At 51.0% G+C, this 20462-nt stretch carries 18 protein-coding genes; 8 read left to right on the top strand and 10 right to left on the bottom strand.

Features of this window, described 5'->3' with window-relative positions:
• Window positions 1–5: 5 nt before the first annotated feature.
• Window positions 6–1475: an RNA polymerase sigma factor gene (locus JTE88_RS03865; RefSeq protein WP_204425516.1), complete on the bottom strand. Its 1470-nt coding sequence runs from the start codon at window positions 1473–1475 to the stop codon at window positions 6–8.
• 230 nt (window positions 1476–1705) lie between these two features.
• Complete coding sequence (locus JTE88_RS03860) at window positions 1706–2815, bottom strand: DUF4192 family protein (RefSeq protein WP_204425515.1); 1110 nt, start codon at window positions 2813–2815, stop codon at window positions 1706–1708.
• A gap of 107 nt (window positions 2816–2922) precedes the next feature.
• Between JTE88_RS03860 and JTE88_RS03855 the strand changes: the two genes are divergently transcribed.
• The gene (locus JTE88_RS03855; protein WP_204425513.1) at window positions 2923–3975 is read left to right on the top strand and encodes a polyprenyl synthetase family protein; all 1053 of its coding nucleotides are present in this window, start codon (window positions 2923–2925) and stop codon (window positions 3973–3975) included.
• Window positions 3976–4097: 122 nt separating this feature from the next.
• On the opposite strand, the gene JTE88_RS03850 is transcribed toward JTE88_RS03855, so the two are convergent.
• Window positions 4098–4460: an Rv2175c family DNA-binding protein gene (locus JTE88_RS03850; RefSeq protein WP_204425511.1), complete on the bottom strand. Its 363-nt coding sequence runs from the start codon at window positions 4458–4460 to the stop codon at window positions 4098–4100.
• 134 nt (window positions 4461–4594) lie between these two features.
• On the opposite strand from JTE88_RS03850, the gene JTE88_RS03845 reads away from it, so the two are divergent.
• The gene (locus JTE88_RS03845) at window positions 4595–5884 is read left to right on the top strand and encodes a lytic transglycosylase domain-containing protein (RefSeq protein WP_204425510.1); all 1290 of its coding nucleotides are present in this window, start codon (window positions 4595–4597) and stop codon (window positions 5882–5884) included.
• 69 nt (window positions 5885–5953) lie between these two features.
• Window positions 5954–7927 (top strand): Stk1 family PASTA domain-containing Ser/Thr kinase, encoded by a 1974-nt coding sequence (pknB, locus tag JTE88_RS03840; protein WP_204425508.1) that lies wholly within the window; start codon window positions 5954–5956, stop codon window positions 7925–7927.
• On the opposite strand, the gene JTE88_RS03835 is transcribed toward pknB, so the two are convergent.
• Both JTE88_RS03835 and JTE88_RS03830 read right to left on the bottom strand, forming a co-directional pair.
• The gene (locus JTE88_RS03835; protein WP_204425507.1) at window positions 7914–9194 is read right to left on the bottom strand and encodes a 3-deoxy-7-phosphoheptulonate synthase; all 1281 of its coding nucleotides are present in this window, start codon (window positions 9192–9194) and stop codon (window positions 7914–7916) included. The two genes, pknB and JTE88_RS03835, sit on opposite strands and share 14 nt — an antisense overlap.
• A gap of 62 nt (window positions 9195–9256) precedes the next feature.
• Window positions 9257–10477 carry a pyrophosphate--fructose-6-phosphate 1-phosphotransferase gene (locus tag JTE88_RS03830; RefSeq protein WP_204425506.1) on the bottom strand — a complete coding sequence of 407 codons (1221 nt, stop codon included), beginning with the start codon at window positions 10475–10477 and terminating at the stop codon, window positions 9257–9259.
• Window positions 10478–10555: 78 nt separating this feature from the next.
• On the opposite strand from JTE88_RS03830, the gene JTE88_RS03825 reads away from it, so the two are divergent.
• Together JTE88_RS03825 and JTE88_RS03820 are read left to right on the top strand one after the other, a co-directional pair.
• A complete protein-coding gene (locus JTE88_RS03825; protein WP_204425505.1) occupies window positions 10556–10942 on the top strand; it encodes a hypothetical protein in 387 nt (128 codons plus the stop codon).
• Between the two features lie 41 nt (window positions 10943–10983).
• Window positions 10984–12795 (top strand): DEDD exonuclease domain-containing protein, encoded by a 1812-nt coding sequence (locus JTE88_RS03820; protein ID WP_204425504.1) that lies wholly within the window; start codon window positions 10984–10986, stop codon window positions 12793–12795.
• A 74-nt stretch (window positions 12796–12869) separates the two neighbouring features.
• Here the strand turns inward: JTE88_RS03820 and JTE88_RS03815 are convergent, their stop codons facing one another.
• On the bottom strand, window positions 12870–13289 hold the full coding sequence (locus JTE88_RS03815; protein ID WP_204425503.1) for a response regulator transcription factor: 420 nt from the start codon (window positions 13287–13289) through the stop codon (window positions 12870–12872).
• A 187-nt stretch (window positions 13290–13476) separates the two neighbouring features.
• Here JTE88_RS03815 and JTE88_RS03810 point away from each other — a divergent pair, with 187 nt between their 5' ends.
• Window positions 13477–14100, top strand: coding sequence for a superoxide dismutase (locus JTE88_RS03810; RefSeq protein ID WP_204425502.1), 624 nt, complete (start codon window positions 13477–13479; stop codon window positions 14098–14100).
• Window positions 14101–14260: 160 nt separating this feature from the next.
• On the opposite strand, the gene JTE88_RS03805 is transcribed toward JTE88_RS03810, so the two are convergent.
• From JTE88_RS03805 to JTE88_RS03790, 4 genes are all read right to left on the bottom strand, one after another.
• The gene (locus JTE88_RS03805) at window positions 14261–15205 is read right to left on the bottom strand and encodes an FKBP-type peptidyl-prolyl cis-trans isomerase (RefSeq protein WP_239519569.1); all 945 of its coding nucleotides are present in this window, start codon (window positions 15203–15205) and stop codon (window positions 14261–14263) included.
• 51 nt (window positions 15206–15256) lie between these two features.
• Complete coding sequence (gene erpA / locus JTE88_RS03800; RefSeq protein ID WP_204425498.1) at window positions 15257–15598, bottom strand: iron-sulfur cluster insertion protein ErpA; 342 nt, start codon at window positions 15596–15598, stop codon at window positions 15257–15259.
• A gap of 75 nt (window positions 15599–15673) precedes the next feature.
• Window positions 15674–16756, bottom strand: a complete 1083-nt coding sequence (locus JTE88_RS03795; RefSeq protein ID WP_204425496.1) for a hypothetical protein — start codon at window positions 16754–16756, stop codon at window positions 15674–15676.
• Entirely contained in the window at window positions 16757–18103 is a 1347-nt protein-coding gene (locus JTE88_RS03790) for a dipeptidase (RefSeq protein WP_204425494.1), read from the bottom strand. It lies immediately after the preceding gene.
• Between the two features lie 78 nt (window positions 18104–18181).
• Between JTE88_RS03790 and JTE88_RS03785 the strand changes: the two genes are divergently transcribed.
• Both JTE88_RS03785 and JTE88_RS03780 read left to right on the top strand, forming a co-directional pair.
• Window positions 18182–18850 (top strand): DUF3043 domain-containing protein, encoded by a 669-nt coding sequence (locus JTE88_RS03785; RefSeq protein ID WP_204425492.1) that lies wholly within the window; start codon window positions 18182–18184, stop codon window positions 18848–18850.
• An 86-nt stretch (window positions 18851–18936) separates the two neighbouring features.
• Window positions 18937–20361: a leucyl aminopeptidase gene (locus JTE88_RS03780; protein WP_239519568.1), complete on the top strand. Its 1425-nt coding sequence runs from the start codon at window positions 18937–18939 to the stop codon at window positions 20359–20361.
• The last annotated feature ends 101 nt before the right edge of the window (window positions 20362–20462 follow it).

Genomic DNA, 20462 nt, shown 5'->3' with positions numbered 1-20462 from the left:
CGAGATTAATCTAAATAGTCACGCAACACTTGAGAGCGCGACGGGTGGCGAAGTTTAGACATCGTCTTAGACTCAATTTGTCGGATACGTTCACGAGTAACGCCATAAACCTTGCCAATTTCGTCAAGGGTCTTTGGCTGACCGTCGGTCAGACCAAAGCGCATCGAAACCACACCTGCTTCACGTTCCGATAACGTATCAAGTACTTGGTGAAGTTGCTCTTGCAAAAGCGTAAAGCCTACGGCATCAGCTGGAACAACAGCTTCAGAATCCTCGATTAAATCACCAAATTCTGAGTCCCCATCTTCGCCCAGTGGAGTGTGGAGCGAAATAGGTTCACGACCATACTTTTGAACTTCCACAACTTTATCCTCAGTCATATCAAGTTCGTGAGCAAGTTCTTCAACAGTCGGTTCTCGTCCGAGATCTTGGAGCATTTGGCGTTGAACACGGGCAAGTTTGTTAATAACTTCAACCATGTGGACAGGAATACGTATGGTACGTGCTTGATCAGCCATAGCACGAGTGATCGCCTGGCGGATCCACCAAGTTGCATAGGTGGAAAACTTATACCCTTTGGCATAATCGAACTTCTCGACCGCACGTACCAGACCAAGATTACCTTCCTGGATAAGATCAAGGAAAAGCATACCGCGACCGGTGTAACGCTTTGCGAGGGAAACGACCAGACGCAGATTTGCCTCGAGAAGGTGATTCTTCGCTTTATGCCCATCACGCGAAATAATTTCTAACTCACGGCGCTTACGCGTATCTTCGATAGTAGTGGTATCGAGGATATGTTGTGCAAACAGACCAGCTTCGATGCGCTTTGCGAGCTCAACTTCTTCCTCAGCGTTCAGCAACGCTACCTTACCGATTTGCTTAAGGTAGTCCTTAACTGGATCGGCCGTCGCGCCGGCAACATGAACACGCTGGACTGGTTCATCTGTATCATCTGAGTCGCGGACGATGAAGGCACCAGAACGCTTCGACGTTGTCTCAGCTTCTGCTTCAGTATCATCCGCGCTCTCGTCAGATTCTTCCTCTAAATCTTCATCAGATTCATCGTCAGCATCATCATCCGAAACATCGAGATCGACATCGATTTCGACTTCTTCTTCATCAAGCGTGTCAGGTTCATCTGGCGAAGTAAGGGATTCGTCATCTTCTACGATCTCGTCGTCTTCACTTCCATCTTTAGCTGCTTTGACGACCGGTGTAGCAGTTTTCGCAGAAGCTTTCGTCGCTGATGCTTTCTTATTTTTTGGCTCCTCAACAGAAGTTTCTGCTTGGACACCAGCGGAAGCTACATGTTCGACAATCGCCTCAATATAGGCAGCCTTGACAGCTTTGGCAGGCAATGATAAACCAAGGTTTGAAGCGATTTTTTTCAGTTCTGGAACCCGATGCTTAGCAAGCTCCGTAGCATCAGAATACGCTTGGAGATTCTCAGAGGAACGGGAAGAAACAGTCACGTGGCACCTTTCATGTGGAGGCAAAGCCCAATAAGCCCTTTAATTATAGCGTGATTAGGATTTATAATTCGCATCCAGGACACTATTGAAACGTAAAAAGTCTTCACTTTATTCCCTCCTGACCGTCAAGTTACGGACATTTGCCTCCAAAATCCGGTTTTGGAAACGTATTTTCAACATCAACGACGTTCGATGCCCAATAAGTCACAATTTCTCCACAACGCCAAATGTTAACCTTCGAGTGCCCATGGCGGCAGTATTCCTCCCTCCAGAATCGCCTCTATTAATTGAGATAACCGATAACTTGGATCAGATTCACGAGCTAGCTCGGTTGCTTGCCGAGCTAGCGTGACTTGCCCGACCCACCAATATAGATAGGCAAGAGTCGCATATGCGCAGGCAGAATCTTCAGCTGAGAAACTCGCGCAGGCGTTTAATACAGTAATAGTTTTTCGGGTGCGAACAACTAATTCTTCGGACATCGGAGTGGTGCGCATCAGTTGGTAGCAGTCGGCCCAGGCGACATCATCGTTGAACGGAACTCCCGAAATCGCCCACAGTAAAACCCTATCTCGAGTGTGTGAATCGTGGAGTGTGCCATTAAGTTTTCCGATACGGCTATGACCGCCCAAAGTTTCCGTGACCTGATTGGGTAGGAGGCTATCGGCGGAACTCGCCACCTTTTTCATCGTATTTGCCCATAACAGCATCCCGTTTGCCGCAAGACTGCCAGAGGCTACTTCTTGCTCGATCTCAATACTTCGCTTTCTGCGATTGAAGGACACTCGCTGCCATATCCCTTCTATCGGATTGGACTCGCCCCAGGTCCCTGGAGCACAGTCAAACCCGCGCTTCACTGATTCAGATAATGAATTGAGTTCTCCTAACACGATCGTGTCATTGTGAACTTGAGTTTCAGCAATCTCAGTCCACTGACAGTTGTCTGTTACCAATAACGTTGGCTTAAGCTTTCGATAGGCCGGTAGATGTTGCAGTGACTCTTTAACCTGTGTGTATATTTGCGCGATTAACCGAGTTTCCGCAGCATACTCGACGTCGGGTGTTCGCGCATTTTCAAGTGAATTCTTGATGTACCAACACATAACAAGCTCATCAGGTTCGGTATCGACAACAAATTCGCTCACCTTTTCACGTATTCGCGCTTGGTCATCACACACCGTTAAATCAACACGCACGACTGCCCGTATCTGGCTAGCCTCGTTGACAGTGCGCAGTGTACAAACATACAGGATATTGCGTGGTGGTAGCAGTTGTTCCCCGACGACATCGCGAGCGTAGTAGAGACAATCTTGAAGCTGGGTTATAACATATGGTTTCATGTCATCTAGTCAATCAATGCTCACCGGTCAGTTTCTTTCACACAACGCAAGTTGTGGATAGCACGCAACGCGAGCTTATCTGTGGACAACCCGGTATCCTTGACTGCGTGAACACTTCCCAATTTCGCTCTGCCGTCTCTGCCCGTCTACTCGAGCTCTTGAACTCGATTCCAGCATTTACTGATTCCGACCGAGCACGATCGCTTTACGAAGAATTTGTCAATCCTGCACGCGCGCTAAGTGCGGGCGGAAAACGTACACGAGCTCTGTTTGTTGCGGGTGGATTTCAAGCAGTACTCCCCCACTCGTCTGACTTTCCGCTCCACGTTGCAGTGGCAGCTGAACTTTACCAAGCTTCAGCCCTGGTACATGACGATATTATCGACGCAGCCGATACTCGCCGTGGCATACCTGCCACACATAAACTATTTTCTCAGTTACATACTCAAGCACTATCACGCGGTAGTTCCGAGGTTTTTGGTGAGCATGCGGCACTTTTACTGGGTGACTATTTACTGTCTTTAGCCGGTGAAGAATTCGCTCGTCAAGACGCCCCCGACGCTTATTTCCGCTCAGCGTCTGCTTTTTTCGCGTCCATGACCGCCGAAACAGCGTTTGGACAATACATGGATATGCGGGCTGAGTTTACCGAGATTGACAACGACGCCGAACGCGCGCTCAACGACGCCTTCTTAGTTTTGGTCCATAAATCGGCGCGTTATTCGGTGGAGCTACCGATTCTCCTCGGTGCTACTCTTGCTGGGGCAGATAAGGCGATGCTTCACCAACTTGGCACCTTTGCGCGACCGCTGGGAGAAGCTTTCCAGCTTCGCGATGACGAATTGGGAATCTTTGGCGATCCAGCTATTACTGGGAAGCCCGCTGGAACTGATTTTTCCGAAGGGAAGAGAACAGTATTGTTGGCTTTGACCCGTCAGATGTGTACCGATTCGCAAAGATCCTTTATCGATTCACATCTTGGGAAGACTTTATCCGACGACGAAGTAGACCAAGTCAAAGATATCATCATCTCATCTGGCGCTTACGAAGCGCACGAAGAACTCATCGACATTCGTGAACAAAGCGCTCACGAGCGCCTACCTTCACAATCATCCATTCTTACCGAGTTGGCAGATACTTTACATCGTCGTACCGCCTAGAGTTTCAGGGCATTCCCGCAAGGTTCTGCCCCGGATCTCAAATTGCATTAGCAACAATGAGCACATAAAGAGTGGTTGTCTCTCCCTGCGGAACGAGACAACCACTCTTTACGATAAAATCACTAAAACGCGAGCATCAAGATTGCGCGTCGAACTGCATGGATGTTGCCCGCATGCAACGCATCAAACGGAGTCATTCCCAGTTCATCATTGTGGGCAGTTAACCAAGCCAAAGCCTCTTCATTATCGAAACCGGCATCATGAAGCGATGTGAGAGTTCCAGGAAGCGACGGAAGTAGCGTTGCACCAATTTCATCGAACACTAATTGCTGGCGATGAACCGCCCACGCATGATTCTCGCCACGACGCACTGCCAGCATCTGATTATCTGAAATCGCAGAGCGAATATCGCGCTGGCGTACATCAAGCAACTCGGCAACCTCAGGTATAGAAAGCCACATATTGCCACCATTGTCATTAATCATCAGGCGATTATACCGCACACTTACTCAAGACAGGTGGAAACACGCCGTAAAATGAACTAGTCTCAATTATAACAATTTCATCAACTACACCATCTGTAACATCAGCAACTGACGTAACAGCCCTTGGAGGACATATGGCCACGTGGAAGTCGCGTTCAAACGCCGCTCTCGCCACAGCAACTGCTGTAACTTTGATTGCACCAACTGCCGCATCTGCAACTCAGCACCCACACAATTCTCTACAGCAAGCTCCGCTCCATACAACCCCTTCTCATCCTTCGTTGATGATGAGCTACCAAGTGCGCCCTGGAGATACCGTTTGGGGAATCTCTCAACGCACGGGAGTTTCAATCGCTGAAATCATACGTATCAATAGTCTTGATTCCACTGCCCTCATCCGGGTTGGACAACGTCTTCAACTCCCCGTCCGAACACCAGTAATACGCGATATTGCGCCTGCATCTACACCCGCACCCACTCCTGCACCGCAAGTGAGCACTTCGACTTATATAGTCCAGTCCGGCGATACCCTCGGCCTAATCGCTGCACGCTACAATACCACCGTCGCAGCAATCGCAGCAGCCAACGCAATCGCCAATCCAAACATCATCTTCCCTGGCCAGGAACTTACAATCGGCACCGCTACCGCAAGCCCAGCGCCGGCACCCGCTCCAGCACCCGCTCCAGCACCAGCGCCTGCATCTACACCCGCACCCACTCCTGCACCGCAAGTGAGCACTTCGACTTATATAGTCCAGTCCGGCGATACCCTCGGCCTAATCGCTGCACGCTACAATACCACCGTCGCAGCAATCGTAGCAGCCAACGCAATCGCCAATCCAAACATCATCTTCCCTGGCCAGGAACTTACAATCGGCACCGCTACCGCAAGCCCAGCGCCGGCACCCGCTCCAGCACCAGTGCCTGCCCCTACAAAGCGACTCGTGGAAAACAACTTCCCGGGATACACCTACGCTGACGACGTCGTCGACGCGGCAAACGAGAATAAGAACACCCTTATCAACCAAGATCTGCCGTCACGGGCACAAATGCAACAGATGGTCCGTGAAACAGCTGTGCAAATGGGCGTCGATCCACGATTAGCCCTTGCACACGCCTACAACGAATCTGGTTTCGATGCCAGCGCTGTCTCCCCAGCCAACGCAATCGGGGTTATGCAAGTCATCCCATCATCGGGTCAGTGGGCAGGAACCCTCGTAGGACGCGAACTGAACCTGCTAGATCCGCATGACAACGTCGTGGCAGGAATTGCGATCATCCGCTACTTACACCAACATGCAGACGATTTCGACCAGGCAGTAGCTGGCTACTATCAAGGTCTAGGTGGAGTCCAAAAATACGGAATGCGCCCAGATACTGTGCAGTATGTCGCTAAGATTAAAGCCGCAATGCAACGATTCTAAGAGTATTGCCACACCGACACGCAAAAGCCGACCACCCACGTGGTCGGCTTTTGCCTATATCCTAAACATGTGAACTCAGATCCACTGCTCAACGCCGCAATTGACGGCCGCTACGTTATCATCTCCCGCCTAGCGCGAGGAGGAATGGCTAGCGTCTACCATGCGCACGATACGCGCCTTGAACGTGACGTTGCAGTGAAGATCATTCACTCTCACCTTGCCGAACAACCCGACTTCGTCGAACGGTTTATTCGCGAAGCGCGCTCTGCGGCGAAACTCTCGAGTCCCCACGTGGTTAACGTCTATGATCAAGGTGTAGCACATACCCCAATTGGCGAACTTCCTTACCTCGTCATGCAGTTAATCACTGGTCCAGATTTGAGATCGCAACTCGCACAGCACGGTTCGCTACCCCTGGGAATGGCACTAACAATAACCCGGCAAGTCCTCCAAGCACTTGCCGTCGCACACCAAGCCGATGTTATTCACCGCGATGTGAAACCAGAAAATATCTTGCTAGACAAGCCGCTTGATATCAACGCAGTACTCGACAAGCCTGTAATCAATGCACAGGTGGCAGATTTTGGTCTAGCACGAGCCGCTTCAAGCGCCACTCAAACAGCAACAGTCCTTGGAACCGTTGCGTACGTGGCTCCAGAACTTGTTACAAACGGTAGCGCCGGACCAACCGCAGACATTTATGCCGTCGGCATCATGCTCTACGAGCTCATCGCTGGCACCTTGCCATACAACGGTGAAACCCCAGTAGCTATCGCCTATCAGCATGTCAATGGTGATATCCCATACTTGACTGAACTTGCCGATTGGATGCCAGCACATATCGATTCTCTGATTCGATTGTTCACTGCAAAGGACCCCTACAAGCGCCCGCGCGATGCCTTTGCTGCACTCGACGCGCTCGATGACATCATCCGATCCACTCCCGAAGATATCGCGATTCGCCGCGTGCCTGTCTTCCCCCAGTCCCCTGCAGCCACCCCACCTACCGCAACGCAGCAAATCACGAGCCAAAACTTTACCCCAGCTGCGACCACGGGCACACAACGGATCGAGACGCTTCCGCAAGCAAGCGACACAGCTACACTGCCGAAGAAGGCACAGCTGAAACCGCAACCTACGCTCCCGGAACGGAAAAAGCGACGTCTGTGGCCTATCATCTTGTTCCTAATCCTGCTGGTCGCTTCGATTGCTAGCACAACAGGCTGGTACTTCCTCTATGGTCCAGGCATGCGCATTACGATCGCTGACGTCCAAAACTTAACTGCTATCGAAGCCACAGAAAAACTTCAAGAACAAGGTTTTACTATTTCTACTGTTCGCGAATTTTCCGACACTGTCGAAAAAGATCACGTGATATCGACGTCGCCGAAAGGCGGCAGTAGTATTCATCCAGACTCTGTCATCACAGTGACAATATCCAATGGTATTCGGTACCTCACTGTACCTACAGTGGCAGGAAAGACCGCCGAAGAAGCCCGCGAACTGCTGACTGCTACTGGGTTTAACAAGATAAGTGAAATCACAGATTATTCAGACACAGTTGAGAAAGGCACTGTCATCTCACAGAGCCCCGAAGCTGACGCGTCCATTCCGCATAACACTGAAGTTTCGTACACTGTTTCCCAAGGACGTGCTCCAGTAACGATCCCAGATCTAGCAACGTTGACCCGAGCAGATGCGGAAGAAAAGCTCAGCTCTACCGGACTCACTCCAGTAATCACTGAAGAATATTCGGATACCGTTCCTGAAGGCCAAGTGATCTCGCAAAGTCCACAGGCCAATAGTGCAGGCTTACGGTTGGACGAAGTAAACATCGTTATCTCAAAAGGTCCAGAACTCATTGAAGTTCCCAACGTCGTCGGACAACAAAGCGGATCAGCCACTACTCGGTTAAAAAATGCAGGTTTCAACGTTCAAGTCGAAAAAATACTTGGAGGTTTTTTCGGTACTGTGCGCCTTCAAGACCCGGAAGCTGGGACTATGATCAAACCTGGAAGCACAATTAAAATTAGCGTCGTTTAGCCAGTAACTGCCCAGTCGCAAAAGCAACATCGAAAAGTTGCCGTGGGTTGAGACGCGGATCGACTAAAGCTTCATCAAGCATGTGTTCGAGTTCTGGACTCTGCGGGCTATCTGCCACCTCAGTGAGGTTCTCACCAGAAAACTCGATGTGCAACCCAGCTGGATCTACGGCTTCATCCGCGCAGATATCGAAAAACTCACTGATTTCCTCAAGAATATCGGTGAGGAAACGCGTCTTGCGACCAGCAACCTCTAACGTATTACCATGCATAGGATCAATAATCCACGCTACTGGCCGGCCATCTTCTTTGCCGGCGCGTAAGAGCTGTGGAAGTACCCGACGGATATGTCCTGCTCCCATACGTGGAATAAAGCTCAACCGTCCCGGGGTACCTTCCGGATTAAGTGTGTCGATCAACCGGTGAATATCCTTCGGTTGTGCCTGAGGCCCGAGCTTAACGCCAATCGGATTGTGGACCTGTTGCGCATACACTAATTGCGGACTCGATGCATAGCGGGTTCGTTCCCCGATCCACAACATATGCGCGCCACGATTGTACCCAGCAGTATCTGTCATTGCTTGTTCAAAATACGGCAGTAGCGATTCGTGCGAAATATAGATGCGTTGAGAGTATATATCGTTGTGCTCAGCGACTAAGCTCGCGAAGTCTCGATATTGTTTAGTCTGGTTCCCAGTGGTGTTCCATTCGAGCGCATTTATTGACGAAATAAAAAATGACTTTTCGAGGTCTGTAATATAGCTATAGGCGGTTGATGCGCTTTCTACTGCACGCACGAGCCGTTGCGGATCCGCAGTACGCGCTTGGGCGGTAAATACGTGAGAGTTGATAGCGTCACCACGATAGGAGGGCAGTGTTAGATCACCGTGTTTTTCATATACGTGGCTTCGTGGTTTGGAATATTGGCCGGCAATCCGCCCAATCGTCACGACCGGCGTATTGCCCAAATTATGGGCGATAAATGCTGCCTGGAGCAGTGAACCAATTTTAGCTCGCACATGTGAGCGGGTAGCGTCTGAAAAACGTTCTGCGCAATCACCGCCTTGAATAACGAAGGCCTGTCCGTAGCCCGCTTGTCCTAACGACATAGTGAGGTTGTCGACGTCGGCGCGTTGGACAATTGGTGGCAGATTACGGATATGGTTCAACGACATATCTACCTGTTCTTGGTCTGGGTAGACCGGTAGGTATGTTTGTGGAATATCCGGGTTAACCATAGGTATAGATCGACGCTCCGTCTCGTGCATACTCAAAATAGATGGTGGCCAGCCTGTTGTTGACACGAGGCCGGCCACCGCGAATGCCCTACTTACTTAGCAGGCTTCGGCTCCCACTCCTGGCCGATAGCGTCCATGACTTCATGGAACCATGGCTGGGAAACATCAAATGCCTTGTGTCCAGCAATACGCTTGAAATCGATTGCCTTCAAAGTGTCGTTGTCTTCTTCATCGTGGCCGATAACACCGGAGACGCCTTCTTGAGCAGACTTAACAGCCAACTCAACCATGGACTCGATAAGTTCGAGATCTTTTGGATTAGACGCAGCCGAGCGTGAGAAGTAACCAGACTTCTGAACCATGACCTTTTCTGCACCGATGATCTTTGCGAACTGGTTGGCGAACCATTGGCCTGGGTTGATGGTGTCGAGCTTGACGTGACCGAATGGGTCACGCTCAACTTCGATGCCATCTTCGAGCATTTCTTCGATGATTTCTTCCACGCCAGCACCTTCAGAAAGGAAGATGTTGACGTTACCCTGCTCGTCCATGATCTTGCGCAAACGCGAACCTTCTACATCGAGATCGAAGGTAATTTCTGGAATATACATTGCGTGGACATCCCAGCGTTCCTTGGACAGACCAGCTGATGGAACCCACTCTTGGCCCTCGAGCCACTCGCGGTAGTACTGGGTAGCCTGAGCTGTGAGATAACCACATGCACGACCCATAATTTCGTGAATGATGAGCATACGCGGGTTAGAGCGGTGTTCACCGATAACGTTCTGTGCAAACTTTGATGCTTCTTCAGCTGCGGTGTAGGCACCGAGGGACTGGCGGATTGGAACGATATCGTTATCGATGGTCTTTGGCAGGCCAACGACAGTTAATTCGTAGTCGTTTTCGTGCAAGTATGCTGCGAGATCAGCAGCGGTGGTGTTGGTGTCGTCGCCACCGATAGTGTGCAAGACGTCAACGCCGTCCTTGCGCAACTGCTCTGCTGCAACTTCGAGTGCGTTTTCACCTGGCTTGATCAGACCACGATCGACAAGGTTCTGGGAGTTGGTGAGCTTAACACGGGAGTTGCCGATTGGCGAGCCACCGAAGTTCTTCAAGGTTGCAGCGTTGGCACGTGCTTCGTCGTCGAAAACAACGTAGTTTCCGGTGAGCAGGCCATGGTAGCCGTACTGGTAACCGATGATTTCGGCTTCTGGCAGTTCCTTGGTGTAGTGCTCAATTAGGCCGCCGACTGCGGTGGACAAACATGGTGCAAAACCACCTGCGGTAAGAATTGCTACGCGACGGATAGACATCCGTATCCTTCCTCTCATGTGTGATGCGGGTTAGTCCCGCTTCTCCATCTCCTAGTCTACCGGTTGTAAGCTAGGACTATGGCACGTGAAGATAATGATTTGGGCAACCTTTCGAACTGGGATGCTGACGCAGAGTGGGAGAATATTATTTCGCTCGACCCGACGCAGCGATATGCTGGTCCGCGCGATTGGCATCCTACGGACGACGACGGCGAATTTCATCCACACGATTTACCTCCCGCGTTGCCAGTTGCACAGGGTACTTTTCCTCGAATAGCGTTCGCTCTATGGGCCACCTGTGGCTTGTTCGTTGCGCTTTTCCTCGCTGGTTTCTATGACGTGATCGCGTTAGGCGAGGGTATGTGGCTGCTTACTGCTACTGCTGCTTTCGCATGTGCGGTGGGAGCGATCATCCTACATTCGCCGCGTGAAAACGATTTTGACGACGACGGTGCGCGGCTTTAGTGTCAGCATTTTATGGTGGAGGCTCAGTTTAACATTTTTGTATGAAAAACATCCGTTCAGTTCCCCCAGGGCGACGGTTAGATACCGAAGTTGTCCCGATTCATCGCCGTGGCCAGTCACCTATTGAGCCACAGCAGTTGGCGTTTGACGATTTAGGGCTGTCCTTAGAACAGGCGACGTTCCTCGTCGTCGATGTTGAAACTACTGGAGAAAAGCCTGGGTTACACTCCTTGACCGAAATCGGTGCGGTTAAGGTGCGTGGCGGTGAAGTGATCGGCGAATTTGGCACACTAGTTAATCCTGGGATACCTATTCCAGCTTTTATTTCTCGGTTGACTGGAATATCAACTGCCATGGTCACAACTGCCCCATCGTTGGCTGAAGTTATGCTGGCGTTTATCGAGTTTATCGGTCATGATTCGGAGCTTATCTACGTTGCTCATAACGCACGCTTTGATATCGGGCAGCTCACCGGTGCCGCACAAGCTGTAGGGCTGGAGTTCCCGCAACGACGAACAGTTGATACTGTTAAGCTTTCTCGTCGTGTATTTACTCGCGATGAAGTACCTAACTACAAGCTTTCCTCGCTCGCACGGTTGGTAGGGGCAACAACTACACCGACCCACCGCGCATTGGACGATGCACGTGCCACCGTCGATGTCCTTCATGCTGTCTTATCTCGGCTCGGTCCATTGGGTGTAACTCATGTCGATGATTTGATGACTGCTCACTCGGGGGTTCCCAGCAAACGTAGGAAAAAAATCTCATTGGCTGATGGTCTACCTCGAGGTAGCGGCGTCTATCAGTTCGTCGGCCCCAATGATGAAATTCTCTATATCGGAGTTTCAGGGAACGTTTATAAACGAGTTCGCAGTTATTTCACAGCTGCTGAGAAAAGACGACGCATAGGTGAGATGGTCGATCTAGCTGAGCGGGTAGAAGCAATTGAAACAGCTACCTTGATTGAAGCTGAGATTCTTGAAATTCGATTGATTCGTGAGATCCGGCCACGTTACAACAAGCGATCAAAACCGCGATCGAGATATTGGCTTCGGCTCACACAAGAACCCCATCCGCGGTTAACCATCACAAAGGTAGTATTGCGTGAACACGTAGATCACGTGCTTGGCCCCTTCACTCGCTTCGCACATGCTAAGCAAGCGAAAGAACTCATCGAAAGCGTGTCCGGGTTACGCACGTGCAGTCAAACGTTGCCAGCTGTCGCTGACGGGCGTCTACCCTGTCATATGGCAGAGTTGAATCTTTGTGATGCGCCTTGTGTTACCGGAATTGAACAGAGGCAAGCTTGTCGAGCAGCCGCCCACGCCATTTCAGGCAATCTAGATGTTATCTATTCAGCCACGCAAGAAAGAATGGCTAAACTGTCCCAGCTCGAACGGTTCGAAGCCGCCCTAGCCGAGCGTGAACGGTTGTATGCCCTGGTCAATGGCGCAGTAGCAGGAGCAATCTGTCTTCCGCTCGTACATGCTGGCAGGATCATAGCGGCAGCTCCAAGCGACGAAAAAAGCGCTAGTTGGGAAGTAATAGTGATCGATCATGGCCGGTTCGTGCAGTCAATGGTTGTCGCAGCTGATATTCAGGTACACCGATTTGCCGAAGAGTTCATGGCTACTCACCCGTTAAGCGTGCTTCCGGAACGTCCATTTGAATCAGTATCTACCGATGAACTGCGCTGTCTTTCTCGATGGCTTTGGCGCGACGGCGTCCGAATCGTCGTCGCCAGTAAACCAGATGCATTATCAACTCCGCTTGACCACGCGCAAAAAATCAAACTTCCCACAATTCCTGGTTTCGACGAAGGAATTATGGGAAGCCTAGAACATCTTGATTGATTGATTACCCCTGGGAGGATAATCCTGACTCGCTGATATTCCTTGACAACAGTTGGCGCGAAAGCACCGAAAAATTAACTGAGGATATCATGCACGGCACGTGAGAGTGCTGCAGAATCAACTGGATATGGAAGAATCGCTTGCGGTGTAGCCACCCTAGCTAGCCACTCGTCCTGAGGACGAGCAATGAGCACAATGTACGGAGTTTCTGGGTTGATTTCGTCGCGAACCATTTTACCCAAACCGATACCGCCGAGCTTAGGCGTTTCCGCATCAAGAATGAGGAGGTTGAAAGGCTCGTTGGCTTCCTCGGCTTCCTTAATTTTCAGAATAGTGCCATCGGGGGTCGCACCTTCCATCCAGTCGATAGCAACTCCAGTGCCTGGGACTGTACGGCCTACACTCCGCATGACAGACTCACGAACATCGCTATTGTCTGAGTAGACCAAAACTTTTACTCGCGAATCCATCTCAACCTCCGAATAGATAAACATCACTAAACGATATTTAGTCTACGTCCTTTCAGTTCATAGAACGACTTGACACACATGGTCCACCGCACAGACATGCTGTCCAGCGCGTTCACTGTCAGTAATAAACACTGCCAACTCTACCAAAATGAAGCATAATGGAATCACAAGATGGACTTTAGTCCCGAATCAACGATCATCGGAGGTCGACATGACACTTTACACCCTTCCAGAGCTACCTTATGACTATGCTGCATTAGAGCCACATATTTCCGGTAAGATCATGGAGCTTCACCACGACAAGCATCATGCTGCGTATGTTGCCGGTGTTAATGCGGCACACGAAAACCTCGCAGCTGCTCGGGAAGCAGGCGACCTTTCGAAGATCAACCAGTTCTCCAAGGATCTAGCTTTCAACCTTGGTGGACACACCAACCACTCCATCTTCTGGAAGAACCTCTCCCCGAACGGTGGCGGCGAACCAGAGGGCGAACTACTCGAAGCAATCAAGGATTCATTCGGCTCTTTCGAAGCTTTTAAGAAGCACTTTACTGCTGCAGCAACAGGCATTCAGGGATCTGGCTGGGCTGTTCTTGCTTTCGATACTCTTTCCGGCAAGCTCACCATTTTCCAGCTCTTCGATCAGCAGGGCAATATCCCACCTGTGACGATCCCACTGTTCATAGTTGATATGTGGGAGCACGCGTTCTACCTCGATTACCTCAATGTGAAGGCTGACTACGTCAACGCAATCTGGAACCTCGCCAACTGGGAAGATGTCGCTTCCCGTTTACGCGAAGCACAAGAAAACGCTTCTAAGCTTATTCTTGGCTAAGATATCGGATCATCCCTACGGCCTTTTCTTTACAAACACTAACGTGTAAGAAAGAAAAGGCCGAAACGATCTTCAGATAAAAGGTGTGGCGCTCAGATCGATTCGATCTGAGCGCCACACCTTTTATTATCGCGTGTAACTGACAACCGATAAACGGATCTTAATCAATCCCAAGAACGTCAACTACCACGGCAAATCCGGGTTGGTCCCCACTACCAGCTTGCCCGCTAGCTGGAGCCATAATCAAGACTCGCGATCCTACTGGGATACCAGTGAGACCATCAAAGATTGATCCACCTCCGATTGTAGAGCGAATTGGACCTGCTTCACCGTAGCTTACTTCGGGCTTAGAGTTATCTATTGGAGAAAGAGCATATTGAATGTAAACGCCAGTTCCTTCACCACCGATTTCCGGACCAGCACCGCGCGCAATGACAGTAGTTGTCACCTCGGTAGGATTTGGCGTTCCCTCTTTCACCGCAATCGAGATAGGCTCGCCGAGATTACCGGTAATCTCAACAGGCAATGAGGCAAGATCTGCCTCGAGCGTAGCATTTGGATCCCCGGCTTGGTTGGCACCATAAGCATCAACAATCTCAACATAGAATGCGATAGTATCGTCGGCACCAATACCAGCTTGTGCATTCCCCCCACTTGGACCGTAGCCCATATCAGCTGGAATCGAGAGAATGACCTTGGCACCAGGCTTTAACCCGGCAAGACCCTTCGTCCAGCCCGGGATAACTTGTTGCAATGAGAATCCAGTTGCTTTGCCCCGCGCGAAGGACGAATCGAAAGCACTCTCTTCTCCCCATACTTGACCAACATAGTTTGCCACAACAAAATCTGTTTCCTCGATGTCACGGCCTTCACCGCCATCAATGACATCTTTCTGTAGGCCTTCGGGTGGATTAGAGTCCGGAAACACTAGACGGGTCTTGACACCATCAAGTTTCACAGTCGGCATTTGGGTGCCTGGAGCCGAATCCTTAGCACTAGTAGTTTCACTCTTTGAACCATGAGCAGTATCAGATGCGGCATCCGCTGAGCAACCAGCTAAACCGATAGCTACCACCGCACATACTGCTAGAATTGAACGCTTCATTACATACTCCTTTAAGGCAACTGGAACCTTGTCCATGGCAGCCTTATTAACTCAGTGGAATGACTCACCACATGCACATGAGCCTTGCGCATTCGGATTATCGATCGTGAATCCCTGACGCTCAATCGAATCAGCAAAATCAATTGTTGCACCATCGAGATATGGGACTGACATACGGTCGACGACAACTTCAACACCATCAAAATCTCGAAGAGCATCGCCATCGAGCAAACGCTCGTCAAAATACAATTGATACATCAATCCAGAACAGCCACCGGGTTGCACAGCGACGCGTAAACGAAGATCATCACGACCTTCTTGTTCTAAAAGCGACTTAACTTTTGCAGCAGCCACGTCAGTAAGACTAACGGCGTGCGTTGCAACTTCACTCATCTTTTCCTCCAATTAAAGATAGACATGGTTAAGGTTATCGGCTCAAGCTCATGGATTCCACTAATACGCTATGAGCTATACGTCCCATCCCCACGTCGAAGCTAACCGCGAAAAAATATTCACAATATCGTCATGGTAGAAGTCGTGTTCTGCGCGCTCGGATTGCAACTTATACATACCATTGAGACCCAAACGCGCAAGTTCACCGCGCAACAGCTCAGTACGCGAAACCACTAAGATTGCCGGATTTCCTTCTTCTTGGGATCGATCAGTCATCGTGCTCAAACCACTGGGCACATGTAACTCAACAGCGTTAGTCACATAGACATATAAATCTGAAGGCGTTTCTGGAAACACCAGATGTGAACCCATCGTGCTCAAGCGCGCACGCAGTAAAACAAAAAGAAGTCCTAAACCGCCCCCAACACCGTCAAACTCGTAACGACGAAACGGTTTCGAGGCGAAGGATAGATCCCACCGGGCACGAATCCTCTCGAGCTTATGCACATACCCGGAGGTTTGTTGCAGAAAATCTTGCGCCAAAACAGGATCTAGCCCGGCATTTTGCCAGGTATGAGCCAGTCCATCGAAACCCGCCAGTGCCTGGCCGAAAGGATACGAAACCACAATATGCAACGGTCCGATCCGGTGGCGAGCCTGCTCGATTGCTTGTACAACTAGCTGTTCGTCGCTGTCCCACGACAGCTCTATGCCACTCAGTTCGCTCAGTAAGCCGAGTCCAACATCGGATCCAGCCATTAACGCTGGCAGATGGATACGTATCTGTGTCAGTCCCAGCTCCAACGCGCGCATGATGTCGTGAGCAAGAAAAGCTGACGAACCGCGTGGATCGCTATGTTCATCCCATGTCGCTGCCTCAGCTAGATCAAGAAGCCCACAGCGGTCCGTTTCGGAGACCCAGAATATTCGTCGCGGTCCGAGAGCCTCACAATATTCATTCGCAACAGCATCTTTGTGTTCTTGTTGGAAAACTCTTGATAAGCCTGTTCCTACGTGTGCTACCGGCACACCATCTGAGGCAATGATGACGTCGATGTCGTCTGCGGGGCGCGCTTTTTTCCAGCCAGTGACGGCCGCACTGGCCACAGCGTCCGGTTCACAACCGGCAAGCGCTGTGGCCACTAATGCGATACGCATTTACTCTCCAAGCCGTGTCAACAATAGTGCTTCAGCGGCAATAGCATTGCGGAAATCACCGATATGAAGTGATTCGTTGGCTGAATGAGCACGGGTGTCTGGATCTTCGATTCCAGTGACAAGAATTTGTGCTTGTGGGAAGGCCTCAGCTAGGTCAGCAATGAACGGAATTGATCCGCCCTGACCGATGTCTACTGAGTCAATGCCACCCCAGGCTTCTTTGAGCGCCCAGCGGGCAATATCTGTTACTTCGCTGGATTCGCCGGCGAGGAATGCAGAGCCGGCCTCAGCCACGGAAATCTCAATCTGGGCGCCGAATGGGACGTGGTCACGAAGATGCTGAGCAAGTGCTTCGCCAGCTTCAAGCGCATCTTGACCTGGTGCTACACGCATGGAAATAAGCATATCTACTGATGGAATAATCGTATTGGACGCAATATCGACCGGGGTGATATCCATACCGATCACCGAGATCGATGGCTTAGTCCACAACCGGGACGTGATCGAACCAGATCCGGCAAGTTGGACCCCGTCAAGCATTCCTGCATCGCGACGGAAATCTGCTTCTGGATAATCGACATCGGTTGTGTCTTGTTGAAGCAAGCCGGCGACGGCGATGTTACCTTCGTCGTCGTGCAAAGTGGAGATAAGACGAGAAGCAACGACGACGGCGTCGAGAACTGGACCGCCGAAGAAACCGGAGTGCAGTGCGTGGTCAAGAACGGAGACTTTGACATCGAGTCGCACTACCCCGCGCAGTGACGTCGTTAAAGACGGAACGCCAACGTTCCAGTTTGACGAATCAGCAACGACGATGACGTCTGCTTCAAGCTGGTCGCGGTATATTTGTAAGAAGTCTGCGAATGTGGGCGAACCGATTTCTTCTTCGCCCTCAATAAAGAGTCGAATTCCAACTCCAGGATCAGCGGCCTCAATCGCAGCTAGATGCACGAGCACCCCCGCTTTATCGTCGGCAGTTCCGCGTCCGTAAAGGCGACCATCTTTTTCAGTCGCTACGAATGGCTCAGATTCCCATTCGGCTTCATCGCCAACTGGCTGCACATCGTGGTGTGCATAGAGAAGTATTGTAGGTTTTCCTGGCTCTGCCGGACGCGAAGCGAGGATCGCTGGACGGCCGACTAGGCCAGATTCGGTTTCCAGCTTAATGATCTGGGCTTCAAGACCAAGGTCTTTTACTCGTTGCGCAATCCACTGTGCTGAATCGTCCATCTTGGACTGATCGAAAGCGGCTGCTGAAATCGATGGGATTGCGACAAATTCTTTGAGTTCTTTGAGAACGTTAGGCATCGCGTCATCGACGCGGGAAGTAATATTTTGGATATCCATACCTCTAGCCTACCGCCTACAAGCGGAAACCCGGTAAAGTAGCTGATGGTATTTCATTTAGTGTGAAGGATTTTATTCGTGTTTGGTCAAAAGAAAGACTCCACTCCAGCAACACCTGAAGTTGGTGTCGTGCCACAGGAAAAAGGCTACACGCCGCCTAAGGGCACGCCTACTCCGAAGCGCAAAGAGGCGCAGAAGGCTCGGCGCCGTCCAATTGTGGCGTCGACGTCGGCGCTGACGAAGGAAGAAAAGCGCAAGTTGCGTGCCGAAAACCGCGCCAAGAGTAACGAGTTATATTACCGTCAACAAACGGCAATGCGTACGGGTGATGAAAAGAATATGCCGCCAGCTCACCGCGGTCGCGTACGTCGATGGGGTCGTGACTATATTGATGCTTCAGCTCCGTGGGGTCAATGGTTTATGCCGTTGGTTATTCCACTTCTGTTACTTGCAGTATTTATGTCTTACTGGCCACAGGTAGCATTTCTTGCCATCGTTGGCCTATACGCCGTCTTTATTGTGATGGTTATTCAACTCGCTTGGATCGTACGCAAAGCGAAGATTCTCGCCACCTATAAGTTCGGTGCCGACGAGATCCCTTCCGGTTTCTCCATGCAAATGTTCTCGCGCGGAATGTATATGCCACGCTGGCGTCTACCTTCCCCACAAGTCAAACGCGGCGAATTCCCTACAGGTGGGAGCAAGGAAGACTATCGCGCGGCTAAAGCTGCACGAAAATCTGCATAAGTTTTTCTAGAGAACGTGATCATTCGTTCGCACTCAAGAGTCAGTCCAGCATGGCAACATGCTGGACTGACTCTTATGATAGAGGTATGACTAAATATCAATTTGTATCTGAACTCGATCTGCACTCGAACATTGTTCTTGCAGTTACCAAGAAAGATGGCGCTCTTTCCGTCGTATCCCCAGTCGATGAGAAGCTCGCAGAAGGCGTGGAACTTGCGCTGACCACTCTCGATTTTTCTGCCAAGCCGCTCTCGACACTCACTGTCGTCAACCCGCTTGATTCATCCAAGGTTGTTGTAGCCGTCGGTCTGTGCACCGAGCACGCAACCGAATCCCTGCGCCACATGGCTGGCGTAGCCACCCGCACTGCTGCTGGCCGCGATGAGATGGCGATCTGTTTCCCACATGAAACAGCCGAACAAGCTGGCGCCATTATTGAAGGTGCTGGCCTAGGAGCCTACGTCTTCGACGCTTACAAGAAGCCGGCGAAGTCCCCTGTTGCTTTGATCAATGTTGTTTCTTCCTTCGGTTCTGACGACGTCTTCAATCGCGCTTTGGTGCTGTCGAACGCCGTCAACGCCGTTCGTGATTTGGAAAACACCACGCCTAACTTCCTCAACCCAGTGACCTTCGCTGAAGAGGCAGAGAAGGTTGCTCTCGAGGTTGGCCTCTCGGTCAAGATTTTTGATGAGAAGGCTCTTGAAGCTGAGAAGCTCAACGGTCTTTTGCAGGTTGGCCGCGGTTCGGCTTCTGCTCCACGCCTTGTTCGCGTGGAATACAACCCAGCAGATGCTGAAGGTTTCACCGCTTTGGTTGGTAAGGGCATCACCTTCGATACCGGTGGTTACAGCCTCAAGCCATCCACTGCTATCACCGAAATGAAGACTGACATGACCGGTGCTGCTACCGTACTTCATGCAGTGGTGGCTGCTGCTAAGCTTGGCGTGAAGCGCCGCGTTGTGGCCTGGCTGTGCTTGGCCGAAAACATGGTTTCGGGTACCGCTGGCCGCCCAGACGACGTGATCGTCTACCGCAACGGTATTTCGGTAGAGATTAACAATACCGACGCCGAAGGCCGCCTAGTTATGGCTGACGGCCTGATTATGGGTTGCGAAGAAAACCCAGACGAGATCATCGATATTGCTACCTTGACTGGTGCCCAGATGGTTGCCTTGGGTAACCGCACAACCGGCATTATGGGAACCGATGAGGTTCGCGACGCAGTGGTTGCAGCTGCAAGACGCGCTGGCGAGCCTGCTTGGGGCATGCCGCTTCCTGCTGAACTGCGTTCTTCGCTCGATTCTGAATGCGCTGATATGAAGAACTCTGGTTCGCGTTTCGGCGGCATGCTCGTTGCTGGCTTGTTCTTGAAGGAATTCGTTGGTAAGACGCCATGGGCACACATCGATATTGCTGGCCCATCGTTCAACCGCGAAGGTGAGTGGGGCTACCAGCCAAAGGGCGCAACTGGAGTTATGCTCCGCACCCTTGTTGAGCACCTCGCTCGCTGACCACTAAATCGTTCACTCTTAGCTCCCTAGCTTGGAGGACCAGCTGCCGGGGCACGGAGTTTTCCATGCCCCGGCATTCGTTTCGGGTGGCGCGTTCACAT

The sequence above is a fragment of the Arcanobacterium phocisimile genome, assembly GCF_016904675.1.
GTDB classification, from domain to species: domain Bacteria; phylum Actinomycetota; class Actinomycetes; order Actinomycetales; family Actinomycetaceae; genus Arcanobacterium; species Arcanobacterium phocisimile.
This window is presented reverse-complemented; position numbering and strand designations above follow the sequence as displayed.

Excerpts from the sequence above, each read along its gene's own strand:
- JTE88_RS03860 (WP_204425515.1), bottom strand. The coding sequence starts at position 2,815 with ATGAAACCATATGTTATAACCCAGCTTCAAGATTGTCTCTACTACGCT.
- JTE88_RS03850 (WP_204425511.1), bottom strand. The coding sequence starts at position 4,460 with ATGATTAATGACAATGGTGGCAATATGTGGCTTTCTATACCTGAGGTT.
- JTE88_RS03845 (WP_204425510.1), top strand. The coding sequence starts at position 4,595 with ATGGCCACGTGGAAGTCGCGTTCAAACGCCGCTCTCGCCACAGCAACT.
- JTE88_RS03835 (WP_204425507.1), bottom strand. The coding sequence starts at position 9,194 with ATGCACGAGACGGAGCGTCGATCTATACCTATGGTTAACCCGGATATT.
- JTE88_RS03830 (WP_204425506.1), bottom strand. The coding sequence starts at position 10,477 with ATGTCTATCCGTCGCGTAGCAATTCTTACCGCAGGTGGTTTTGCACCA.
- JTE88_RS03825 (WP_204425505.1), top strand. The coding sequence starts at position 10,556 with ATGGCACGTGAAGATAATGATTTGGGCAACCTTTCGAACTGGGATGCT.
- JTE88_RS03820 (WP_204425504.1), top strand. The coding sequence starts at position 10,984 with ATGAAAAACATCCGTTCAGTTCCCCCAGGGCGACGGTTAGATACCGAA.
- JTE88_RS03815 (WP_204425503.1), bottom strand. The coding sequence starts at position 13,289 with ATGTTTATCTATTCGGAGGTTGAGATGGATTCGCGAGTAAAAGTTTTG.
- JTE88_RS03810 (WP_204425502.1), top strand. The coding sequence starts at position 13,477 with ATGACACTTTACACCCTTCCAGAGCTACCTTATGACTATGCTGCATTA.
- JTE88_RS03805 (WP_239519569.1), bottom strand. The coding sequence starts at position 15,205 with ATGAAGCGTTCAATTCTAGCAGTATGTGCGGTGGTAGCTATCGGTTTA.
- erpA (WP_204425498.1), bottom strand. The coding sequence starts at position 15,598 with ATGAGTGAAGTTGCAACGCACGCCGTTAGTCTTACTGACGTGGCTGCT.
- JTE88_RS03795 (WP_204425496.1), bottom strand. The coding sequence starts at position 16,756 with ATGCGTATCGCATTAGTGGCCACAGCGCTTGCCGGTTGTGAACCGGAC.
- JTE88_RS03790 (WP_204425494.1), bottom strand. The coding sequence starts at position 18,103 with ATGGATATCCAAAATATTACTTCCCGCGTCGATGACGCGATGCCTAAC.
- JTE88_RS03780 (WP_239519568.1), top strand. The coding sequence starts at position 18,937 with ATGACTAAATATCAATTTGTATCTGAACTCGATCTGCACTCGAACATT.